This is a genomic window from Bradyrhizobium sp. CFUWI (genome assembly GCF_056429085.1).
The window spans coordinates 338,019-356,397 of sequence record NZ_JBWJZE010000007.1 but is presented as its reverse complement, the minus strand read 5'-3'; the positions used below and the strand labels follow the sequence as shown (position 1 = coordinate 356,397).

Genomic DNA, 18,379 nt, shown 5'->3' with positions numbered 1-18,379 from the left:
GCGAAACAGTCGAGCATCCGTTCGGCACCATGAAAGCCCGCATGGGAGCGACACACTTCCTGACCAAAACGCTTCCGAAAGTGGCGGCCGAAATGGCGCTCTCCGTCCTGGCCTACAATCTGACACGAGTCATGAACATCGTCGGGATCAAGCCGCTGATGGCTGCGATCGCGGCCTGACACTAAGCTGGTCCTGGTTCCGCTCGACTGCCTTGAGACCGGCGTTTTTACACGACCAAGACCCATAGCAGACATGCGAAGCAGACAAACAAGGTGCACCACCTCCGAAACCGACGAGCCGGGCCAGACACCGACTGCAGCGCAACAGCGTCCGCGGTGAACTCTTAGCCAGTATTTTTGACCGCCTCAGCCAGGATCTCGTAAAGCTGCTGCTTGCTGAATTGCTGGGGCTGCTGCCTCTCAGGTGCTTTCCGCGACACCTTCTTTGCGACTGGACGGGTGCAAGCTGCCGACGTCGCCTTCAGCTTCGGCGACGGCCTTATCTTGGGCCTTGCCGTGGGCGGCCTGTGGCCTCGCTTCAGTCCCTGACGGGTCAGCATCCCGCAGACCGCATTACGACTGCATCCGAGCCGACGCGCAATCTGCGCCGCGCTCTGCCCTGAGGACCAGAGCCTGGTGAGGAGCCCAATGTCTTTCGCATCCCAGCCCATGGGGGATATTATAACGCCGATTGCCAAGCACGCGTCAATCTAGTCTTCGTCCGGCTCGCGCACGACCGCCGGTTCGTCTGCGTCATCCTCCTCGTCGTCGTCTTCGTTCTCCTCATCTTCTTCCTCTTCATCTTCATCAGGATCTCTTGGCGGCTCCGCGGTGCCCATAAGGACGAGCGACGTCCAGCAGACCGCCGTGATGGAAAATGCTTCGAAAGTGTGTTGCTTCATGTCGTTGCTGCTCCTCGAAAGCCCCCGCGGTCGGATGTTCCTGAGCGGCGGCACGCGTAGATCCAGAGCAAGGGCAGCACCCGTCATGGAATGGCGACGCTACTTTATGCCGGAAGATCCATCAGACTCTATGTCCACCAATAGCTCGCCGCTGATTATTTCGGGAACCCCAAGATCGAGGTCATGCAGACTTGCCTGAACAAACGCCAGTATCTTGGCGTTCGCTGCGTTGGCGCTTTCGCGGTCATCGAATAACATCACGGCGATACCGACGCCGTCGCCCGCATCCAACACATGGTAAGATCTAAATCCCTGCGATTGCCTCAGGATCTCACCGACGCCGCTCTTGGCGCGACGAGCGGCGTCCGCAACCGAACGAACCTTCGTGTACTTGCGAATGATCATGTACATGGGGCCACCACGCACCATACGCTCCCTCGCATCAGAGCACATCCGTCCCGGTCGGACCAGTGCCAACTTCCGGGATAGGCCACAGCGCCCGGCATCCGTGCAACGCACTTTGTCCAACGAGCCATCCTCGCCCGCAAGGGCGAGGTGCTTGAAGCTCAGGTGCCTTCGAACTTGAACGACACGTTGAGCTTGGCGCGATAGGCCTCGACCTTTCCCTTGTCATCTAGTTGCATATCGAGCTTGACGACCTCTGCAATGCGAAGATCCCGCAGAGATTTAGCGGCTTGCTCGACCGCATTGGCAGCCGCCTTCTCCCACGAGTCGGTGCTGGTGCCGATCAGTTCAATGACCTTGTAGACGCTATCGGGCATGACGTCCTCCTGTTCGGTAGAGGCCGGAAATCTAGCATCTGGAGTCCCGACACCGATACCTCGTGTCGGAGGGGATGCTGCGGAAAAGGGTCTGATAGGCTGTCACTTTTCCCGTGCTCAATTGTGGGCTCATTCGAAGCCGAGGGACCTCGTTTTCTCGCTCGATGTCAATTTCCATTTCCAGCCACGGCTTGTCGAGCGGAAGCGGTTGTCCGTCGCCACAAGTATGTTCGACGGCGACAAGAAGCGGGGCTGCTGCTGATAGAATAATATCCCGCATGTCGCCTTGCCCTCCGGCGAGACGGCAACATTTCCCTGGTTCGGAGACCTTCAGGGGGAGCCTTGAGAGAGGAGCCGTTTCTTGCTCAGCGAGCCGTCGTTCTCCTTCGACTACATCGCGCTCGATCCGCCTCAGCTCATCAAATAGTGCGATCCATGACAAATGACGCGACTGTGTTGCGAATGCCTGTCCGCAGAGCAGAACTGCCAGCAGACTTCAAACTCGGCCAACTTCTCGAATGTTCCGACCGATGCGCGAACCCTCGAAGCGAAGGCACGCCGCCGAGCGGCATTGACAAGCGACCCCCCGTTGCCTGGTCAGTCATTCACGCCGATGCCTGTAAAAAGGAACCCTGCCGGCGTCTTGGTAAAGACGAAGATGAGCTCGCCGCAAAAGACGAGGTAATTGTCATTTTTCTCTTGATCACGATCGTAAACCGCCTTGCCGCGCTGGATACACGCGCGATTTTTCGCCGTGAACGAGGTTCGATAGGTCTTGGCCCGAAATTGCGCGGCGTCGCGAATTTCGCTGTGGTTCATGAACGGCAATCGGGTCATACCAGCGACGGCGGCGGAGTCGTTCGTCCTCAGCGCCGCGCGAAACTTCTCGATGAAGCCATCGAATTCCTTCTGCAAGGCAGGAGAAGCAACGGCTCCCTTCGCCTGGGCGCCGGCTGGAGGAACGTTCACGAAAGCGGTTGCGAGCACAAGTCTCAGAAAGAATCCCACGGGTCGGCTCCGTCCATCGCACAACTACTTCCGACCGAAAGAAATCCATGGCATTCCGTTGCGTCAAGGACTTTCTGGCTCGCCGGGCGCAACTCCAACTCCGCCCAGGCGTAGACCAGCAACATTTGCCCGAGCATGCGTTGGCATATTTTTGCCGCGCCCGCTTATGGTCCGTTGCCGCCGTTCGCCTGACGGGGCCGCTATGTCTGCCTTCAGGAGATAAGCCGACCTAGGCTCAAGTCGGTTCGGAAGTCGGCCTGTGACCCGAAGGGCGACATCGACCAGACGTTTAATCGGTCCTTCAACTCACCTGTGTGCCTTTGTGTTATTGTAGCCCTTTCGAGAACTCGATGGAGGGAAGGATGGACATTCGATCGAAATTGACGGCGCTGTGTGAATCGTTCAACGCGCACGACTTGGATTCCATCATGGAGTTCTTTGCTGACGATTGTGTCTTGGAGATGCCGAGGGGAAGCAAGCCTTGGGGCTCTCGCTTCGAGGGCAAACGCAAGGTACGAGACGGGCTCGCGACGCGCTTTGCAGGCTTACCGGATGTTCACTACGGCGACGCCGAACATTTTGTGGATACGATGGCAAACACGGGCATTTCAAAATGGACGCTAACGGGCACTACAGGCGAGGGAAAAAAGATCGAGGTCCGAGGATGTGACTTTTACACTTTTCGCGCGGGCGAGGTGATCCGCAAGGACTCGTATTGGAAGATTGTTGAAGGACCTCCGTCAGCTTAACGACGCACATGTCCGAATGTGGACCCTTGACCGAACAATGCTGAGAACATCGTATTGTTGGCTATCGGCGGCAGACCGGACGCGGCGCCGTGCTCACTTCGACCGCTGTGGCACCAAGATCATGTTCGATCTCACCGAGACCGGTCATAACTACGTGATGACACTCGACCGCACTCTAGTGGCCTCACCTGGCGGCCTGCCAATTATCCTTGAAGGCAAACTCGTCGGTGCGATCGGTTGCAGCGGTGGGACTGGAGCGCAGGACGCCGTCGTCTGTCAGGCCGGCGTTGATGCACTCAATCGTCGCTGAGTGATAAGAGCCGCCCGCCCGGTAGAAATTTCGCCGCTGGGCCGACGTCATTCAATAGGCTGGCCAAGCAACTTCCGCTTCGAAACTCACCGTCTCGGTCAGCCGCCGCTTCACTCGCCCGGAGCGATCGCGTTGCTCGGCGTCGGCCGGTCGGTGATCTGCTGGCCGAACAGGCTGCCGATCAGCTCGACAGCCGTGCGCGCCGTCCGGCCGCGTTCATCCAGGAAGGGATTGAGCTCGACGATGTCGACCGATCCGACCGCGCCGGAATCGTGCAATAGCTCCATGATCAGGTGCGCCTCCCGATAGGTCGCACCACCAGGCACCGTGGTGCCGACGCCCGGCGCCACGCAGGGATCGAGGAAATCGACGTCGAAGCTGACATGCAGCACGCCGTTGCTCGCCTTGACCCGCTCGATGACGCGCCGGATCAACACGGCGACGCCGAACTCGTCGATCTGGCGCATGTCGACGACCCTGATCCGGCGCGCGCGCATCAACTCCTTTTCCAGCTTGTCGATCGAACGCGCGCCAAACAGGTCGAGCCTGTCCGGATGGATTGACGCGCGCGGATCGCCGCCGAGCAGGCCATCGAGGCCGGGCTCACCGCACAGAAACGCGGCCGACATGCCGTGCATGTTCGCGGTGATCGTCGTCTCCGGCGTGTTGTAATCGGCATGGGCATCGAGCCAGAGCACGAACAGCTCCCTGCCCCGCTCCTGCCAGTGGCGCGCCATCGCATTGACCGATCCCATGGACAGCGTGTGATCGCCGCCCAGGAAGATCGGCAGCGCACCGGTCTTCGCGATCTCATGGCCTTTGCGGCTCAGAACCCGTGTCCAGCGCTGGATCTCGCGGTAGTGATTGGCTCGCTCCGGCGGCCTGTCGGTGAGGTCCCGGACTTCGCTTGCGGAAAGATCGCCGTAGTCGACGACCTCGAAATCCAGGCTTTCGAGCAGTGTCGCAAGGCCCGCGGTCCGCAGCGCCGCAGGCCCCATCAAGGTGCCGCGCTGCGATGCGCCCATATCGATGGGCGCGCCGAGCAAAGCGATGCGCCGGGCTCGATCCGTCATGGTCCGATCGGTCACGGCCGCCTCCTCAGTCAACAAGGTTGATCCAGCCTAACAGAGATTCGCATCCGTCGTTTCACGGGGGCGCTTCGCTTCGGGAGGAACAAAAGCCCGAGCGCCGAATTGCCCATCCAAGGCCGGCACCCGCCGTTAAATGACGGCGCCTGTCGCGGATAGCCAAAGGTCGTCAGACCCGCTGTTCAAAACAAGCGCTCGCGCGGATAGCCAAAGGTGCCGGCCTCCGCCATCAGGCTTGGAGGTCGCGCACTTGAGCACGGAGATACCGGAATCCACGTCCCAACCCGGCATGGCCGAGCGTGCCATCGATACGGCGGCGGATGTCTCCCGCACGATCGGTGAGGTCGCGGGCGGCCTGCACGCGGCCGTCGATCGTTTCACCTCGACAATTGAGGAATCGCGCAAGCCCGGCGGAGCCCTCGCGACGGTCGCGGCGATCACGCGTGAAGCGCCGCTTGCCAGCCTGTTCGTGGCTTTCCTCTTTGGCGTCGCGGTCGCACGGCGGCGCTAGAAACGAGCCGCCTGCTCGGCCAAACCGTCCTGCTCAGGCAGCGGTGACCGCGTCCAGCTCGGCCGTCAGAAATTGCCTCTCGAACGCCTCGGCAGGCATCGGACGTCCGAAGAAATAGCCCTGCCCTTCCTCGCATCCCATGCCGACCAGGAAGTCGGCCGTGGCGCCGTTCTCGATGCCTTCGGCCACGACGGTGAGGCCGAGCTGCTTGCTGAGGCCAATGGTCGAGCCGACGATCGCGGCATCGTCGGAATTGGCAAGCAGACCAAACACGAACGACCGGTCGATCTTGAGCCCGTCGAGCGGAAACTTCTTCAGATAGCTCAGGCTTGCGTAACCGGTGCCGAAATCATCGAACACGACCCGGACGCCGAGGTCCTGAATCCGCTTGAACATGGCAAGCACGCGGCGCTCGTCATGGAGCAGGATGTCTTCGGTGACTTCGATTTCGAGAAGCGACGACGTCAGCCCGGTCACCTCGAGCAGTGCTGCAACCGCATGCGCGAGATCGCCGGATTGCAGTTGCGAGGGCGAGAGGTTGATGGCGACGCGCACGTTGTTGCCGGACAATTCCCAGGCTCGCGCCTGACGGCAGGCCGTCTCCATCACCCAGTTCGCGATCCGCTCGGACAGGGCCGACGTGTTGACCACCGGCATGAATTCGGCTGGCGAGACGTAGCCGCGCACCGGATGTCGCCAGCGGATGAGCGCTTCGGCTCCGACCAGGCTGCCGTCGATCAGGCGAACCTGCGGCTGATAGAACAGCTCGAACTCGCCGCGATCCGCAGCAAGCGCCAGCTCGCTCTCCAGCGTCAACCGGTTCTCCAGCTCCTGCCTGATTGCGGTTTCGAACAGAACATGGCCGCCGCGCCGCGTCGCCTTGGCGCGGCTCAGCGCGAGATGGCCGTTGCTCAGGAGATCGTCGGCCGTTTGCCCGCCCTCCGGATAGACGGCGACGCCAACGCTTATCCTGATGCGGTGGTGCCGGGTGCCGGTCGCGAGGGGGGCTTCAAAGGCCTGCGCGATGCGCTCGGCGAACGCCGCGACCGGTTCGCCGATATCAGCGCAATCGAGCGCGATGGCGAATTCGTCGCCGCTGAGCCGGGCTACGATCGCCTTGCCATCGACTTCGGCGCGGAGCCGCTCGGCGACCGCGCAGAGCACGAGATCGCCGGACGAGTGCCCGAGCATGTCGTTGATCTGTTGGAAGCCGTCGAGCCCGAGCACGAGCAGAGCAACGCCGGACGACCGGCGCTCCGCCGCGGCGATCAGGTCGCTAAGGCTCGCGTGCAGCATGTTCCGGTTGGGGAGGCCCGTCAGCACGTCATGTTCGGCCAGATATTGAATACGTTCAGCTTCGCGCTTGCGGACCGAGATATCGCGCAGGATCGCGCCGTATTGAAAGCCGTCCGTTCCCTGCCAGCCCGAGAAGCTCGCCTCGACGGGGAAGGTTTCACCAGTCTTGCGCCGGCCCTCGAACTCGACGACCACCGCCCCGCCAGGAACCAGCAGCGCCTGGCGCGCGGCGTCGTGCATGGACGGTCTGGCATCGCCGTCGACCGGCACAGCGCACAGCGTTTCGAACGGGCGGCCGATCATCTCGGCCGGCATGTAGCCGAAGATCGCGCTTGCGCCCGGATTCCAAACCGTGATCCGGTGATCCTCGTCGGTGCAGACGAGACCGTCGCCAAGCGACATCGCGATGCGGTGAAAGCGGCTCTCGGCGATGCGCCCCAGCAGCCCACGGAAATCGATTTCGTCCAGCGCAATCGCGGTCAGATAGGCGACGATGGCAATGTGAAAAAGCGATGTGTCGATGACGAGGGGCCATCTTGCCTGCACCAGGGCCGCGGCCAGCTCGATGGCCGCGCCGGCGGCGACGAGGACCGCGACGCGAATCCCTGGTGCGAGGCGCCGCCACGAATACATCATCAGCAGAGTGATCAGGCCCAAGCCCAGGATCATGCCGGTATCGGAGGTCCAGCGCAGCATCCGGCCCTGAAGGATGGATTCCGCGGCCAGGGCCTGGAGCACCGGCCCCGAGACGATCCTGCCGTTGGGAACGCTGAAGCGATCGCCAAGCTCGAGCGCAGTGGCCCCGACGATGACCTTCTTGTCCTTCAGACCGTCGAGAGTCGCGGCATCGCCGCGCAACACGTCGACGTAGGAGACGGTCGGAATAGAAGCTGCACGAATGCTGAAATCGATCAGGAAAGGCGGCCGCCGATTGACGTCCTGCCCGGCCAGCACCACGGCCATCGACGGCACCACGGCATCGCCGAGCTTCTCGCCGAACGGATAGCGGCGAACCAGCCCGTCGGATTCGATTGCGACGTTCACGACCGCCGGCCACGACTGGTTGCCGAACGGCTTCAGCGGACGATTGACGTGCGCCGCGCCACCATTCGGCGTCGGCTGCTTGAAGGACGGCAGGATCGTCGAGCCGCCGGCATTGCGAAGGGCCTTGACGAAAGCCTCGTCGGAAGCCGGATCCGACGGCGTGCTGAAATCGACATCGAACGCGATGTCCCCCGCGCCGGCCGCCTCTAGTCTCTTCAACAGGTCGGCGTGAAGCCAGCGCGGCCAGGGCCACACGCCAATCTGATCGATGGATGGTGCGTCGATGGCCACGACGACCACCTTGCCGCTGGCGTCACGCGACTGCCAGGTGAACCGCAGATCGGTGAGCGCGTTGCGAAGTGCGCCATGCCATCCCGTGGACAGCACGATCGCAAGCGCGATCACAACCAGAATATGCGGCCGATAGCGTTTCACTCCGATCCTCCCCCGTCCCCGCTTCTGCGGGTACGCCCCTCATCCCCTAGGAAATCGCCTCAGCGTCTGCCGTAGGCGTGACCATGACCATTGCTGCCATTGCCGCCGCTATTCCCATTGCCGTTGCCATTGTTGCCCTTGCCGTTGCCGGTGGCACCATTGTTGCCGTTATTGCCGCCGCCATTGCCGTTGTTGCCGTTGCCGGAATTGCCGTTGCCGCCGGCGTTTCCGTTGCTGGCAGCCGCGGCGATCGCAGCGCCCGGGTTCGACGCGCTGTTGCTGATGGAAGCTGCCGCACCGTTGCTCGTCAATGCCGTCTGGGCTGCGATGTTGGACGCGGCGGTGCCGGCCTTGCCCTCGCTCCAGACCGTCTCGGTACCGGCGTTGGCGTTCGCGTTGCGCACCTGGCCGGGAGCAACGTTGCCGTGGGCGAGCCCACGCGTGACCTTGTGGAAGTTCAGCTTGACCTCGCCGAGCGAGCTCGAGATGCGCACGATTCCGGCCTTGGAAACATGACCTCCTGCCGCCTGATGCGATTGCTTCGGCGCCCCGGCAACCTTGGTCCCCTTGTCGATCGGACCGAGCGCGTGGATGGCATGGCCGTTCGCCGCATTGCGCGGCGCGGACAGGCCTGATTTCGGCACGGGCACACGCTCGATCGTCGGAGTGCGCGGCTTGCCGTGCTCGATCGGGTTGAACGTCCCTGCACCGCTCAGCCTGAGGCCGGGCTTGCCGTGCTCAGAGACGGTTGCTGCTTGTCCCTTCATGACCTGGGCAATCTGTCCCGTCCTGAAGTCGGAGACCTCGACCTGGCCGCGGAGCACGCCGACCTTGGTGCTGCCCGCCTCCACCGTGACGCTGAACTGAGTTCCCTTGACCACGGCGGCGAGATAGGGCGTCTCGACCTCGAAGTGCTTGACGTTGCGCTTCTCGACTTCGAGCAGGATCGAACCGGCCTGCTGGATGATGGTGGTCGAGAGTCCGTCCTTCTTCTCGGCCGGCAAGCCGACCACGGAGTTCGGAGAAATCAGGATCGTTTCCTCGCCGCGGACCAGCAGCACCCGGCCGTTGCGGCCGGTGCGGATGGTATTGCCGGGCTTGAGCGTCTCTTCCTGGTTCAGCGCGACCTGTTGCGCGCCGTCGGTTGCGACCCACACCTCACCGGTGGCCTTGCTGATCGACCAGACGCCATCCTCCGCCGCGAACGCGCCGGAAGCCGTTCCAAGCATCAGCGCCACCACGAAGGCACACCGCATTCCAATTCTGCCGAGCATGACGATCCTCAGTCCGCGTTACAGCCAGATCTGAGGGGTATCCGAAATCACTCAAGAGAGGATTAGCAGGAAGCGGCCAGTGGAGCGGCGCCATTAACCAATCATTGACCATAAAAAACTATGAAAAATCATGCAGCTAACGAACCTTTTCCGCCCGGCGACGATTCCTCCGTCGAACTACGGAGAAAGTTTCGCCGCGCGCGTCGGGAAGCGGCATCTCATTACCGCATTGGCCTCGTTGGTCCCGATTTTGGCGGGAGGTCTCCAAGCGTTCGCACAGCAGGCGAACCAGCCGGGCTTCGATCCGCGCCAGCCCGAGAAATATTTTGAAAACCAAACCGAACGGGAAAAGTTGAGCCGCCCGCCGGTCAGCCTGCCGACGGTTGGCCAACCCAACGGCGGCGGCGATACCAAGCCGCAATTCGTCCTGCGCGGCGTAAACGTCAGCGGCGCCCACGCCGTCTCCCGCGATCGCATTGCCTCAGTCTATCAGACCTACCTCGGCAAGAAGGTCTCGCAGGCGGATCTCGCCGGGATCGCCGGCGCGATCAGCGATCTCTACCGCACCGACGGTTTCCATCTCAGCCGGGCGATTGTGCCGCCGCAGGACATTGCCGACGGCCGGGTCCGGATCCAGGTGATCGAAGGCGCCATCGTGCAGGTCGAGCTGAAAGGCGACGGCGCCGAGCAGTTCGGCGTCAGGCCGATGCTCGAGCCGGTTCTCACCGAGCAGCCGTCGCGCCTCCCGACACTCGAACGCCAGCTCTTCCTCATCAACGCCAGGCCGGGCGTTCGGATCACCGACAGCGCGCTGGAGGAAATCGGCAGCGGCTCCGGCCGCTTCCGTCTCACCGTCTACTTGAAGACCTGGCACGTCTTCTCCTCGTTCGGCCTGGACAACCTCGGATCATCCTCGGTGGGCCCGTGGCAGACCTACGCCACCGGCGCGTTCAACTCCTACCTCACGCCCGGAGACGCGCTGGCCGTCAACCTGTCGACCATTGCCAACGATCCTCGCCAGCTCGGCTTTGCGCGGCTATCCTATGACGCGCCCGTCGGCGTCGACGGCGTACGTCTCGGCGCTTCCGTCCTCTACAGCGCGGTCCGACCAGGCGATGCCCGCCGCCTCGACAGCGACATCACGACGACCGAGGCCTTCGAGCTGCGCGCCAGCGTCGTTCCGCTGCAATCGCAATCCTCGACGCTCACGCTGACCGCGGCGACGACCTTCAGCAATGTATCCGAGCACGACGTTTACGGCCCGTGGTACAACGACCACATCAGAACGGCGAGCCTGACCGCCGACTATCGGCTGCAGGATCCATTCGGCGGCACCAGTTTCGCGACGCTGACCTATCGCCAGGGCCTGGACGTCTTCGGCGCCTCGCACTTCGACGACGATCTGTTGTCGCGCAACGGCGCCTCCTCGAACTTCTCGGTGCTGAACCTCTGGTTCACGCGCTACCAGACGCTCAACGATGCCTGGTCACTCAAGCTCGCGGCGGCGAGCCAGACAGCGTCGCGGCCGCTGTTCACCTCGCAGCAGTTCTATCTCGGCGGTGCGGCCTTCGGCCGGGGTTGCGGCGCAGCCGAGATCAGCGGCGACAACGGCCTCGCCGGCTCGCTCGAGCTGCGCTTCGATCAGAAGCTCAATTTCCGCTACTGGACCGGCCATCAGCTCTATGCCTTTGGCGACGCCGGCGCCGTCTGGAACGACGGCTACCGTTTGAGCGAAGGCCTGTCGCTCACATCGGCCGGAGCCGGTGTCCGCTTCTTCCTGCCAAACGATATCCAGGCCGATCTCGGCGTGGCCGTGCCGTTGAGCTACCGGGCGCCGGACAACGAACGCCGCAGCCCCCGCCTTCTGTTCACATTGTCGAGCGCACTCCGGCTCTGCCCCGAACGCGGCAGGTCGGGCTGTCTCTAGCCGCCCGGTCGTTTGCGCAAATGGCCCCCGGCATACGGCCATTGCGCCTTGCTCACAGAGTTGCCTAAATTTAATCCCGTAACCTGCTCACGATCGCTCGATCGGAGAGTTCCCAATGACCATGTTCAGCCGAACGTGATTTGAGACGAAGCCATGAAGAGGGTGTTTGCGGTCCTGGCGTTTCTCAGCGTCCTCGGCGTCGGGGAATATCTCGTCGTCAGCCGGTTCGCGATCCGCCATGAGACTTTGGCGCTGTTCGACGCCTCGCGGCAGCGACCGATCTCGGTCGAACTGGCGGTGCGGCGCGATTACGAGACCAAGGCCAATCTCGGCCTCTGGAAACTCCCGCTTGCCATCATCAGTAACGGCAATACCGTCAAGGCCACCGAATATTCCTTCCTCGCCAATGCGCTCGCCGCGCGCGGCTATCTGGTTGCCAGCATCCAGCAGGACCTGCCGAGCGACCCGCCGCTGATGACCCTTGCCGGTCAGCAATATGTCGGCCGGCATGAGGTCTATATCCGCTGCGAGGCGAACATTCTCTTCGTGCTGGATAAACTGAAGAGGCAGCACGAGAACGTCGATTACGACCACATCACCCTCGTCGGCCACTCGAACGGCGGCGATGTCTCCATGTATGTCGCCCATCAGCACCCGGAGCTGGTGTCGAAGGTGATCACGCTCGACAATCTGCGGGTGCCCTTCGTGGTCAGTGACGGCATGAAGATCCTGTCGTTCCGGTCGAAGGACCCGCATTTCGTGACCGATCCCGGCGTGCTGCCGACGCCGGAAGAAGCCAAGGCGCGCGGCATCGCCATCGTCCACACCGGCGCGCAGCACACGGAAATGAGCGATCGCGGCCCCAACTCGGTCAAGGAGAAGATCCAGGAGACGCTCGACCGCTTTCTGCGTGAGAGCGCCAGCAGCGCGCTCGCGCCGGCCGATACGAAAAGCCCGATGATCATGAATCCGGGCGACTATTAGCCGGGAAAGCTTTGCGGCAGATCAAGGCGGCTCCGAGACGGCAGGATAGAAAACCACATGGCCTCGGAGAGACAGGTGTCGCATTCCATCGAAAGTCTTGATACGAAGGGTCTCGATGCAGGAAGCCTGAGCCTGCCGGCGGCGAGAATGCCGGCAGTCGCACGGCATCTCTATCGTTCGGTTCGCAAGCTGCTGCGGTCGATCATCGCCCGCATTGATCTCTCGCAATTTCCGGGATCGTGCTGCGGATAGGCATGGCGGACGGAACGCATGAAGGTTGCCCGATGCACCAGCATTTGAGACGAATCTGCCTGTTGCTTGCCGTAACCTCGAGCATCGGCACGTCGCCCGCGCTCGCAGCCGATGCCGGCCACGGTGCGGACCTCGCCAAGCGCTGGTGCGCAAGCTGCCATTTCGTCGCCAACGGCCAGACCCAGGCGAGCGCCGACGTCCCCTCCTTTGCCTCTGTCGCGCGCAGGCCAGATTTCAGTCCGGAGAGGCTCGCCTTCTTCCTGCTCGATCCGCACCCGAAGATGCCGAACTTCCCCTTGAGCCGGACCGAAGCGGGCGACATCGCGGCCTACATCGCATCGCTGCGCTAATGCATGATCCGGAAAAGCGCGGAGCGGCTTTCCGAAGAGATCATGCTCAAACAATACTCCCAAAGCACGATGACGATTCTTCCTGATCTCATCGCGCTTTGGTGGCGCGCCGAGCACGGGACCTGCCACACATAAAAATCCCTGCCGGAGGACCGACAGGGATCAGCAGAAGAGATGACGGACGGCGAACAAGGTCATTCGGTGGCCCGTCATGGATCTGCGTCAGCATCGAAATGCGGATCGCCGTGCCACGCAAGTTCAATTTGTGGGCACTCTGCGCACAGGTCGAGGATCAGGACTTGCCCTTGCCCGATTGCATAAGACTGCCGGTCATCTGGCGCATGTGATCTCCAGCACTGGTGAACTGGCTGCGCAGGAAATCGGACTGGATTCGCATCGCTTCCTGAAGGTCGGTAGCGTGGACCAGCTTGCGTGCATGCTCGAAAGCCGACTTCATATTCTGCTCAGTGAAATTCAACGCCTGCTTCGACACCTCCGTCCCCGCACCTGGAACCGACGTCATTGACTTGCTGGCGGCTTCGAAAAACATGCCGAACGCTTTTTCGGCCTGATCAATCGTCTTCTCGGCCAGGTCGCGCAGTTCGGCCGGAACTTCAAGCTTCGGTTCGATCATGGTTCGCACTCCTCCCGTTTTCCCGACTGAATACCACACTTGCCGGATCGCCTTCCAGCGGCCAGCCGCGGGGAAACCTCGCCGGGGCCCGGCGAGGGCAGGAAAGCGAAGAGACGGGCCGGACTCAGGACAAGGGGTGCTCGGGAAGGGCTTCTTCGGTGGCGAGGTCTTCGACCAGCTTGATCACCTCGAAACGCTGTCGCGGCGCGAGCTTAAGGAACGCGCGGAGCAAGCGCAGACTTTCGACCGTGCCGCTTGCGGGCGCGCCGAGCTTGAGGTGCAACTCAGCCGCGAAATTGAGGTTCTTCATCTCGCACCTATGACAAGCGTCGGCCTTCGTGATCCGCTCGAGACCGAACGCCGCAACAAGACGCCGCAGCAAGCCGCCACAACAGACCTATGGCGACGAACTGTCGGCCGGGTGGCCCCGGCCGGCTGGCACCGCCGAACGACATGTCCAACAACGCTCAACCATCTGGTTGTAACTATGCCAAGGAACAACCCGCCCGGCAAGTCCGACAGTGGGTGCAGAGATGCTTCATCTGCATCGCAGCACGGCAATTCCGGATAACAGGAATATCGACCGCCGTCACCCACCTGCGTCAAGAAGCGGCATCTATCACGCAACACAGCCTCGACCGCTGTCAATGGGCCCAACGTTTCGGCTCGTTTCCGCCATGAATGCACATTGGCTGCATACGAGCGCTTCTCGGCGCGTACACGTAATTGTTGAGTCTGGCCCAGCGGTTGTATCGGCGGCAAATGAACCTCGACCTCGAAAGCTGATCTCCAGCGTCCCGATCTCGGCGCGCTGTCGCTCGTCGGTCCGGATGTCCGCCTATGAACCATTGTCCATAAGCGAGCGACCAAGCCGTTGCGACACAGCCACGCAGATTACGGGCGCCATGGCTGAGACTCTTCGATTCGGGCGCGCCTCAGCACCAAGGATGACGACATGATTTCTCGCTGCGATCTCATCAAGGGCGCCGCGGTCGCGCTTTTCACCCTCTCGATACAAGGCGCATGGGCGCAGGAGACCAAGATGAACCTGTTCAAGATCATCACCATCAAGGACGAATTCGTGATCGGGTTATCGGCGGAGGAACTCCACGGGCTCGGGGGCAATGATGCGAGCGCGGTTGCGCACGCGCTCGCGCAGAAGGGCGATCTCACCGTATGGCAGTACAACGTGCATCGCGGCCCGAACGGCGAATTGCAGCAGGCGCCGACCGCCAAGATCGGGCTTCTGGCCAATGCCTCGCTGCGCGTCGAGCCGTACACGACGCCTTATAAGATCGTACCACATCCATAAGCGACCGACTGTCTTCACCCGCGCCGCTCCGCCCGCCGGGCGCTCGTTTCTGTCGCAAAGCCATAGACCAGCGCCAGCCGGTCCAGACATTCGCGAAAGCGCCGCGCAAAATAGTCGTTCCAGCGCTGCGCCCGAACGGCGCGACGCGCGCCGACCTGATCCATGGTGAGGCCCAGGATCAGCACGTCGTGCACCAGCGCGGCGCCGTCGGTGCCAAGCTCGCGCTCGACCCGGTTCAACCGCAACACCGCCTGGCGCTGGCTCTCGGTGACGGGGTCGCGCGTGCGCGTGCCGTCGACATATTCCCGGGTCGGGTCCACCGCCTGAGGCCCCCGCTCCGCCCTCTCCCAATCATTCTGGAAGGCACGCCCGCCGCGATATTGTGCCTCGTCGATCTGGTGGTGTGCGTGCAGCCGCCCCAGCGGATCGCCGCGGATCGAGCGGATGGCCAGGATCTTCTCACCGGAATCGAGCGCCAGCGGATTGTCGATCTCGACCTCCGCCACTTCGGCGTTGAACGGCACCTCGCGGGACCGCCGGTCGTAGATCTGGGCCAATTTATAGGACCTGTTGCGTCGGACACGAGCCACTCGGATACTCCTTGCGAAAATGGACGATGAAAGGGTGGGAGCTCAGGCAGCGGAGACCAGCCTCAGCACGACGGGACCGGGGGCGCGGGCGGACGCCGCACCGGAGCGGCGCGTCAGGCGCGCATGCGGCGCGCAATAGCTGGAACCCGGCCGGCAGGGATGACCACAGAAGGCAATCTCCTCCCCGTCCTTGTCGCCGCCATAGGGATAGCGGCAATCGGCCGGCTCGAGCTCGACCAGTTGGATCAGGCGCGGCTGAACGCCGACGCAGCGCAACTTCACCGGCGCCGCCGGCTTCATTGCGGACTTCGGCGGCACGTTCAGGTTCGGTAACACGGCGCGGCGCGGCGAAACCGGAGCCTCACCCGGCACATATGGCGTGATCGACGGGCTCGCTATCCATTCCGGGATGACGAGCCCGAGCCGCTTGGCGCGGCCGATCACCGCATTGCGGGTATAAGCCGTTCCAAACCTTGCATTAATCTGTCTTCCGATCTCCGCATAAGACATGCCCTTGCGAAAATAGTCGCGAAGCGCGTCGGAGTGCTCCGACGGCCAATGGCCCGGTTCCATGATGCTGTCCTGTGATGCGCCTCCCCCCGTTGAGCGACCGGGAGACGAAACACACATTCCGGTATTCCGAAGCACGAGTCAAGCGATAATTCTGATATTCATAATTGCATCAATTCCGAATTTCGGATTACAAGAGGCAAGACGGTGCGCAATCGAGGGAATCAGCATGTTGGACGTTGCAATGATCGAGCGGGGCCTGGAGAAGACGGGCAAGAGCAAGGGCGGCCTGGCGGCGGCCATGGGCGTGCGCCCAGGCGCGGTCTCGGAGATCCTCGGCGGCGAACGTCTGGTGAAGGCTTCGGAGATCATTCCGATCATGGAATATCTCGAGCTCAATCTCGCGCCGATCATGGGCCGGGTCGGCGCCGGCGCCGTGATCGAGCCGGATTACGAGCAGGTTCCGCCCGAGGGGCTTGGCGACATCACGCTGCCCTTCCCGATCATGGAAGAAACCGTCGCATTCGAAATCGTGGGCGATTCGATGCTGCCCAAATACGAGAGCGGCGACGTGATCGTGGTCTACAAGGACCAGCGCCACCCGCTGTCGAGCTTCTACGGCGAGGAGGCCGTGGTCCGGCTCAAGACCGGCGAGCGCTATCTGAAGACCATCGAGCGGGGGAAAAGTCCGTCCGTCGTCAATCTCACCAGCTTCAATGCCAAGCCGATCGTCGGCGTCAAGCTCGACTGGGTCGGGGAGATCTGCCTGTCGATGCCCAAAGGACAGCTCGAGCGGCTGCGCGCCAAGTCAGCGCGGCCGCGCAAGAAGGGCAAGTGACGCTCATTTCCGTTTTACAGAAATAGCCCTTGACTTGATTCTGTTTTTCGGAAATACTCTGCCGCATCCCCGGTGACGGGAGCGCGGCAGGGTCGTTTTCATGCAATATTTCGTGGTGATGATCGACTATGGGCGGCGCGGCCGTGAGGCGGTCGTCGACCCCGAAATCACCAGGCGCGAGGTCGTCTTCCGCATCGCCTCGGGCGAATATCAGAACGTCTCGTTCATCCACGAGATCGCGGAAAACTCGGTCGAGGACGTCACCGAGGCCATCCTGACCGAGGCGGCCCTGCCCCAGATCCCGCCGGAAGAGGTCGACCTCCAGGCGGTCCGCCTCGACCACACCCGCGATCTGCGCAAGCACGAACGGACGTGACGCAGCCGAGCCTGCGTCACGTCCCGGAGCGGATCAGACCGTGAGGACGGTCGATCCCGTCGTCTTGCGCGCGGCGAGATCGGCATGCGCCTTGGCGGCGTCCTTCAACGGGTAGGTCTGATGCACCTCGATCTTGACCGCGCCGGACTTGACGACGTCAAACAGCTCGCCTGCCATCGCAACCAGATTTTCACGCTTGGCGGCATAGGTGAACAGTGTCGGGCGGGTGACGTAGAGCGAGCCCTTCTGGGCCAGCAGGCCGAGATTGAGCGGCTCGACCGCGCCGGAGGACTGGCCGAACAGCGCGGCGACGCCGAGCGGCGCGAGGCAGTCCAGCGATTTCAGGAACGTGTCCTTGCCGACGGAATCGTAGACCACCGGCACCTTCTTGCCGCCCGTGATCTCGTCCACCCGCTTCACGAAATCCTCGCGGGTGTAGATGATGACGTGATCGCAGCCATGCGCCTTGGCAAGCTTGGCTTTCTCGTCGTTGCTGACGGTGCCGATCACGGTCGCGCCGAGGTGCTTGGCCCACTGGCTCAGGATCAGGCCGACGCCGCCGGCCGCCGCATGCAGCAGGATCGTGTCGCCAGCCTTCACCCGATAGGTCTGCCGGATCAGATATTGTGTGGTGAGCCCTTTGAGCATCATCGCCGCCGCGGTCTTGTCGTCGACGCCGTCGGGCAGCTTCAGCAAACGGTCAGCAGGGATCAGCCGCGCCTCGGAATAGGCCCCGAGCGGCGAGGCGCCATAGGCGACACGATCGCCCGGCTTCAGATCGGTGACACCGGGCCCGACCTCCTCGACGATTCCGGCCGCCTCGCTGCCGAGCCCGCTCGGCAGTTGCGCCGGGTACAGGCCCGAACGGTTGTAGATATCGACGAAGTTGAGGCCGACCGCGGTGTGGCGGATGCGCGCCTCGCCCGGCCCGGGCTTGCCGACGCTGACCTCCTCCCAGACCAGGACTTCCGGACCGCCGGTCTTGTGAAAACGAATGGCATGGGTCATGGGCGTTGCTCCCTTATCGTTGGGTGAGGATCCGAAAAAGCCGGATTGGCCGCAGAAATAGGCATTCCGTCTGCCCGTTACAGTACAGACACGTAACAAGAATGTCACAGCGAGCGACAAACCTCCGCCGTTCGACATCCGTTCGAAAGAGTTGATGGTGCGCCTGACGCAACCGGCAGTAACTTCTGCGCGGGGTTTGG

At 62.5% G+C, this 18,379-nt stretch carries 23 protein-coding genes; 10 read left to right on the top strand and 13 right to left on the bottom strand.

All coding sequences use genetic code 11. The features are described 5' to 3' along the window. The coding region (locus tag AC066S_RS18365; RefSeq protein ID WP_478270258.1) for a transposase at window positions 1-179 on the top strand (179 nt) is incomplete at its 5' end. Between the two features lie 164 nt (window positions 180-343). Here the strand turns inward: AC066S_RS18365 and AC066S_RS18360 are convergent. The 5 genes from AC066S_RS18360 to AC066S_RS18340 form a co-directional block, all read right to left on the bottom strand. Beyond that, window positions 344-670, bottom strand: coding sequence for a GcrA family cell cycle regulator (locus AC066S_RS18360; RefSeq protein ID WP_478270255.1), 327 nt, complete (start codon window positions 668-670; stop codon window positions 344-346). 39 nt (window positions 671-709) lie between these two features. Then, on the bottom strand, window positions 710-901 hold the full coding sequence (locus tag AC066S_RS18355) for a hypothetical protein (RefSeq protein ID WP_478270254.1): 192 nt from the start codon (window positions 899-901) through the stop codon (window positions 710-712). A 99-nt stretch (window positions 902-1,000) separates the two neighbouring features. After that, window positions 1,001-1,312, bottom strand: coding sequence for a hypothetical protein (locus AC066S_RS18350; RefSeq protein WP_126255637.1), 312 nt, complete (start codon window positions 1,310-1,312; stop codon window positions 1,001-1,003). Between the two features lie 155 nt (window positions 1,313-1,467). Then, window positions 1,468-1,683, bottom strand: coding sequence for a dodecin family protein (locus AC066S_RS18345; protein WP_126255636.1), 216 nt, complete (start codon window positions 1,681-1,683; stop codon window positions 1,468-1,470). 597 nt (window positions 1,684-2,280) lie between these two features. Continuing rightward, window positions 2,281-2,691 (bottom strand): hypothetical protein, encoded by a 411-nt coding sequence (locus tag AC066S_RS18340; protein WP_235885099.1) that lies wholly within the window; start codon window positions 2,689-2,691, stop codon window positions 2,281-2,283. Between the two features lie 362 nt (window positions 2,692-3,053). Here AC066S_RS18340 and AC066S_RS18335 point away from each other — a divergent pair, with 362 nt between their 5' ends. Both AC066S_RS18335 and AC066S_RS18330 read left to right on the top strand, forming a co-directional pair. Then, the gene (locus AC066S_RS18335) at window positions 3,054-3,440 is read left to right on the top strand and encodes a nuclear transport factor 2 family protein (protein WP_478270253.1); all 387 of its coding nucleotides are present in this window, start codon (window positions 3,054-3,056) and stop codon (window positions 3,438-3,440) included. A gap of 16 nt (window positions 3,441-3,456) precedes the next feature. After that, window positions 3,457-3,750, top strand: a complete 294-nt coding sequence (locus AC066S_RS18330) for a GlcG/HbpS family heme-binding protein (protein ID WP_478270252.1) — start codon at window positions 3,457-3,459, stop codon at window positions 3,748-3,750. A gap of 110 nt (window positions 3,751-3,860) precedes the next feature. Here the strand turns inward: AC066S_RS18330 and rocF are convergent, their stop codons facing one another. Continuing rightward, window positions 3,861-4,838 (bottom strand): arginase, encoded by a 978-nt coding sequence (gene rocF, locus AC066S_RS18325; RefSeq protein ID WP_126255633.1) that lies wholly within the window; start codon window positions 4,836-4,838, stop codon window positions 3,861-3,863. Between the two features lie 250 nt (window positions 4,839-5,088). Here rocF and AC066S_RS18320 point away from each other — a divergent pair, with 250 nt between their 5' ends. Continuing rightward, window positions 5,089-5,349 (top strand): hypothetical protein, encoded by a 261-nt coding sequence (locus AC066S_RS18320; RefSeq protein ID WP_126255632.1) that lies wholly within the window; start codon window positions 5,089-5,091, stop codon window positions 5,347-5,349. 33 nt (window positions 5,350-5,382) lie between these two features. Here the strand turns inward: AC066S_RS18320 and AC066S_RS18315 are convergent, their stop codons facing one another. After that, on the bottom strand, window positions 5,383-8,124 hold the full coding sequence (locus tag AC066S_RS18315) for an EAL domain-containing protein (RefSeq protein ID WP_478270251.1): 2,742 nt from the start codon (window positions 8,122-8,124) through the stop codon (window positions 5,383-5,385). 59 nt (window positions 8,125-8,183) lie between these two features. After that, the gene (locus tag AC066S_RS18310; RefSeq protein WP_478270250.1) at window positions 8,184-9,398 is read right to left on the bottom strand and encodes a FecR family protein; all 1,215 of its coding nucleotides are present in this window, start codon (window positions 9,396-9,398) and stop codon (window positions 8,184-8,186) included. A gap of 130 nt (window positions 9,399-9,528) precedes the next feature. Here AC066S_RS18310 and AC066S_RS18305 point away from each other — a divergent pair, with 130 nt between their 5' ends. The 3 genes from AC066S_RS18305 to AC066S_RS18295 all read left to right on the top strand — a co-directional run bounded on the left by AC066S_RS18305 (window position 9,529) and on the right by AC066S_RS18295 (window position 12,911). Beyond that, complete coding sequence (locus AC066S_RS18305) at window positions 9,529-11,325, top strand: ShlB/FhaC/HecB family hemolysin secretion/activation protein (RefSeq protein WP_478270249.1); 1,797 nt, start codon at window positions 9,529-9,531, stop codon at window positions 11,323-11,325. 153 nt (window positions 11,326-11,478) lie between these two features. Then, window positions 11,479-12,309 (top strand): alpha/beta fold hydrolase, encoded by an 831-nt coding sequence (locus AC066S_RS18300; protein WP_478270248.1) that lies wholly within the window; start codon window positions 11,479-11,481, stop codon window positions 12,307-12,309. Between the two features lie 284 nt (window positions 12,310-12,593). After that, window positions 12,594-12,911, top strand: coding sequence for a c-type cytochrome (locus AC066S_RS18295; RefSeq protein ID WP_478270247.1), 318 nt, complete (start codon window positions 12,594-12,596; stop codon window positions 12,909-12,911). Window positions 12,912-13,203: 292 nt separating this feature from the next. Here AC066S_RS18295 and AC066S_RS18290 read toward each other — a convergent pair whose 3' ends face one another. Then, on the bottom strand, window positions 13,204-13,545 hold the full coding sequence (locus tag AC066S_RS18290) for a phasin (RefSeq protein WP_126255626.1): 342 nt from the start codon (window positions 13,543-13,545) through the stop codon (window positions 13,204-13,206). 124 nt (window positions 13,546-13,669) lie between these two features. Then, window positions 13,670-13,855 (bottom strand): hypothetical protein, encoded by a 186-nt coding sequence (locus AC066S_RS18285; protein WP_007601490.1) that lies wholly within the window; start codon window positions 13,853-13,855, stop codon window positions 13,670-13,672. 645 nt (window positions 13,856-14,500) lie between these two features. Between AC066S_RS18285 and AC066S_RS18280 the strand changes: the two genes are divergently transcribed. Then, window positions 14,501-14,857, top strand: a complete 357-nt coding sequence (locus AC066S_RS18280) for a hypothetical protein (RefSeq protein ID WP_478270246.1) — start codon at window positions 14,501-14,503, stop codon at window positions 14,855-14,857. Between the two features lie 14 nt (window positions 14,858-14,871). Here the strand turns inward: AC066S_RS18280 and AC066S_RS18275 are convergent, their stop codons facing one another. Together AC066S_RS18275 and AC066S_RS18270 are read right to left on the bottom strand one after the other, a co-directional pair. Further along, a complete protein-coding gene (locus AC066S_RS18275; protein WP_135161874.1) occupies window positions 14,872-15,447 on the bottom strand; it encodes a hypothetical protein in 576 nt (191 codons plus the stop codon). A 42-nt stretch (window positions 15,448-15,489) separates the two neighbouring features. Then, window positions 15,490-16,020: a GcrA family cell cycle regulator gene (locus AC066S_RS18270; RefSeq protein ID WP_478270245.1), complete on the bottom strand. Its 531-nt coding sequence runs from the start codon at window positions 16,018-16,020 to the stop codon at window positions 15,490-15,492. A gap of 166 nt (window positions 16,021-16,186) precedes the next feature. Here AC066S_RS18270 and AC066S_RS18265 point away from each other — a divergent pair, with 166 nt between their 5' ends. Further along, entirely contained in the window at window positions 16,187-16,795 is a 609-nt protein-coding gene (locus AC066S_RS18265; RefSeq protein ID WP_035705094.1) for a S24 family peptidase, read from the top strand. A 100-nt stretch (window positions 16,796-16,895) separates the two neighbouring features. Next, entirely contained in the window at window positions 16,896-17,171 is a 276-nt protein-coding gene (locus AC066S_RS18260; RefSeq protein ID WP_135169631.1) for a hypothetical protein, read from the top strand. Window positions 17,172-17,204: 33 nt separating this feature from the next. Here AC066S_RS18260 and AC066S_RS18255 read toward each other — a convergent pair whose 3' ends face one another. Further along, a complete protein-coding gene (locus AC066S_RS18255; protein WP_126255621.1) occupies window positions 17,205-18,179 on the bottom strand; it encodes a quinone oxidoreductase family protein in 975 nt (324 codons plus the stop codon). Window positions 18,180-18,379 lie beyond the last annotated feature (200 nt).

Coding starts and splice junctions, on each gene's coding strand:
- AC066S_RS18360 (WP_478270255.1), bottom strand. CDS start 670: ATGGGCTGGGATGCGAAAGACATTGGGCTCCTCACCAGGCTCTGGTCC.
- AC066S_RS18355 (WP_478270254.1), bottom strand. CDS start 901: ATGAAGCAACACACTTTCGAAGCATTTTCCATCACGGCGGTCTGCTGG.
- AC066S_RS18350 (WP_126255637.1), bottom strand. CDS start 1,312: ATGTACATGATCATTCGCAAGTACACGAAGGTTCGTTCGGTTGCGGAC.
- AC066S_RS18345 (WP_126255636.1), bottom strand. CDS start 1,683: ATGCCCGATAGCGTCTACAAGGTCATTGAACTGATCGGCACCAGCACC.
- AC066S_RS18335 (WP_478270253.1), top strand. CDS start 3,054: ATGGACATTCGATCGAAATTGACGGCGCTGTGTGAATCGTTCAACGCG.
- AC066S_RS18330 (WP_478270252.1), top strand. CDS start 3,457: ATGTGGACCCTTGACCGAACAATGCTGAGAACATCGTATTGTTGGCTA.
- AC066S_RS18310 (WP_478270250.1), bottom strand. CDS start 9,398: ATGCTCGGCAGAATTGGAATGCGGTGTGCCTTCGTGGTGGCGCTGATG.
- AC066S_RS18305 (WP_478270249.1), top strand. CDS start 9,529: ATGCAGCTAACGAACCTTTTCCGCCCGGCGACGATTCCTCCGTCGAAC.
- AC066S_RS18300 (WP_478270248.1), top strand. CDS start 11,479: ATGAAGAGGGTGTTTGCGGTCCTGGCGTTTCTCAGCGTCCTCGGCGTC.
- AC066S_RS18295 (WP_478270247.1), top strand. CDS start 12,594: ATGCACCAGCATTTGAGACGAATCTGCCTGTTGCTTGCCGTAACCTCG.
- AC066S_RS18290 (WP_126255626.1), bottom strand. CDS start 13,545: ATGATCGAACCGAAGCTTGAAGTTCCGGCCGAACTGCGCGACCTGGCC.
- AC066S_RS18285 (WP_007601490.1), bottom strand. CDS start 13,855: ATGAAGAACCTCAATTTCGCGGCTGAGTTGCACCTCAAGCTCGGCGCG.
- AC066S_RS18280 (WP_478270246.1), top strand. CDS start 14,501: ATGATTTCTCGCTGCGATCTCATCAAGGGCGCCGCGGTCGCGCTTTTC.
- AC066S_RS18270 (WP_478270245.1), bottom strand. CDS start 16,020: ATGGAACCGGGCCATTGGCCGTCGGAGCACTCCGACGCGCTTCGCGAC.
- AC066S_RS18265 (WP_035705094.1), top strand. CDS start 16,187: ATGTTGGACGTTGCAATGATCGAGCGGGGCCTGGAGAAGACGGGCAAG.
- AC066S_RS18260 (WP_135169631.1), top strand. CDS start 16,896: ATGCAATATTTCGTGGTGATGATCGACTATGGGCGGCGCGGCCGTGAG.
- AC066S_RS18255 (WP_126255621.1), bottom strand. CDS start 18,179: ATGACCCATGCCATTCGTTTTCACAAGACCGGCGGTCCGGAAGTCCTG.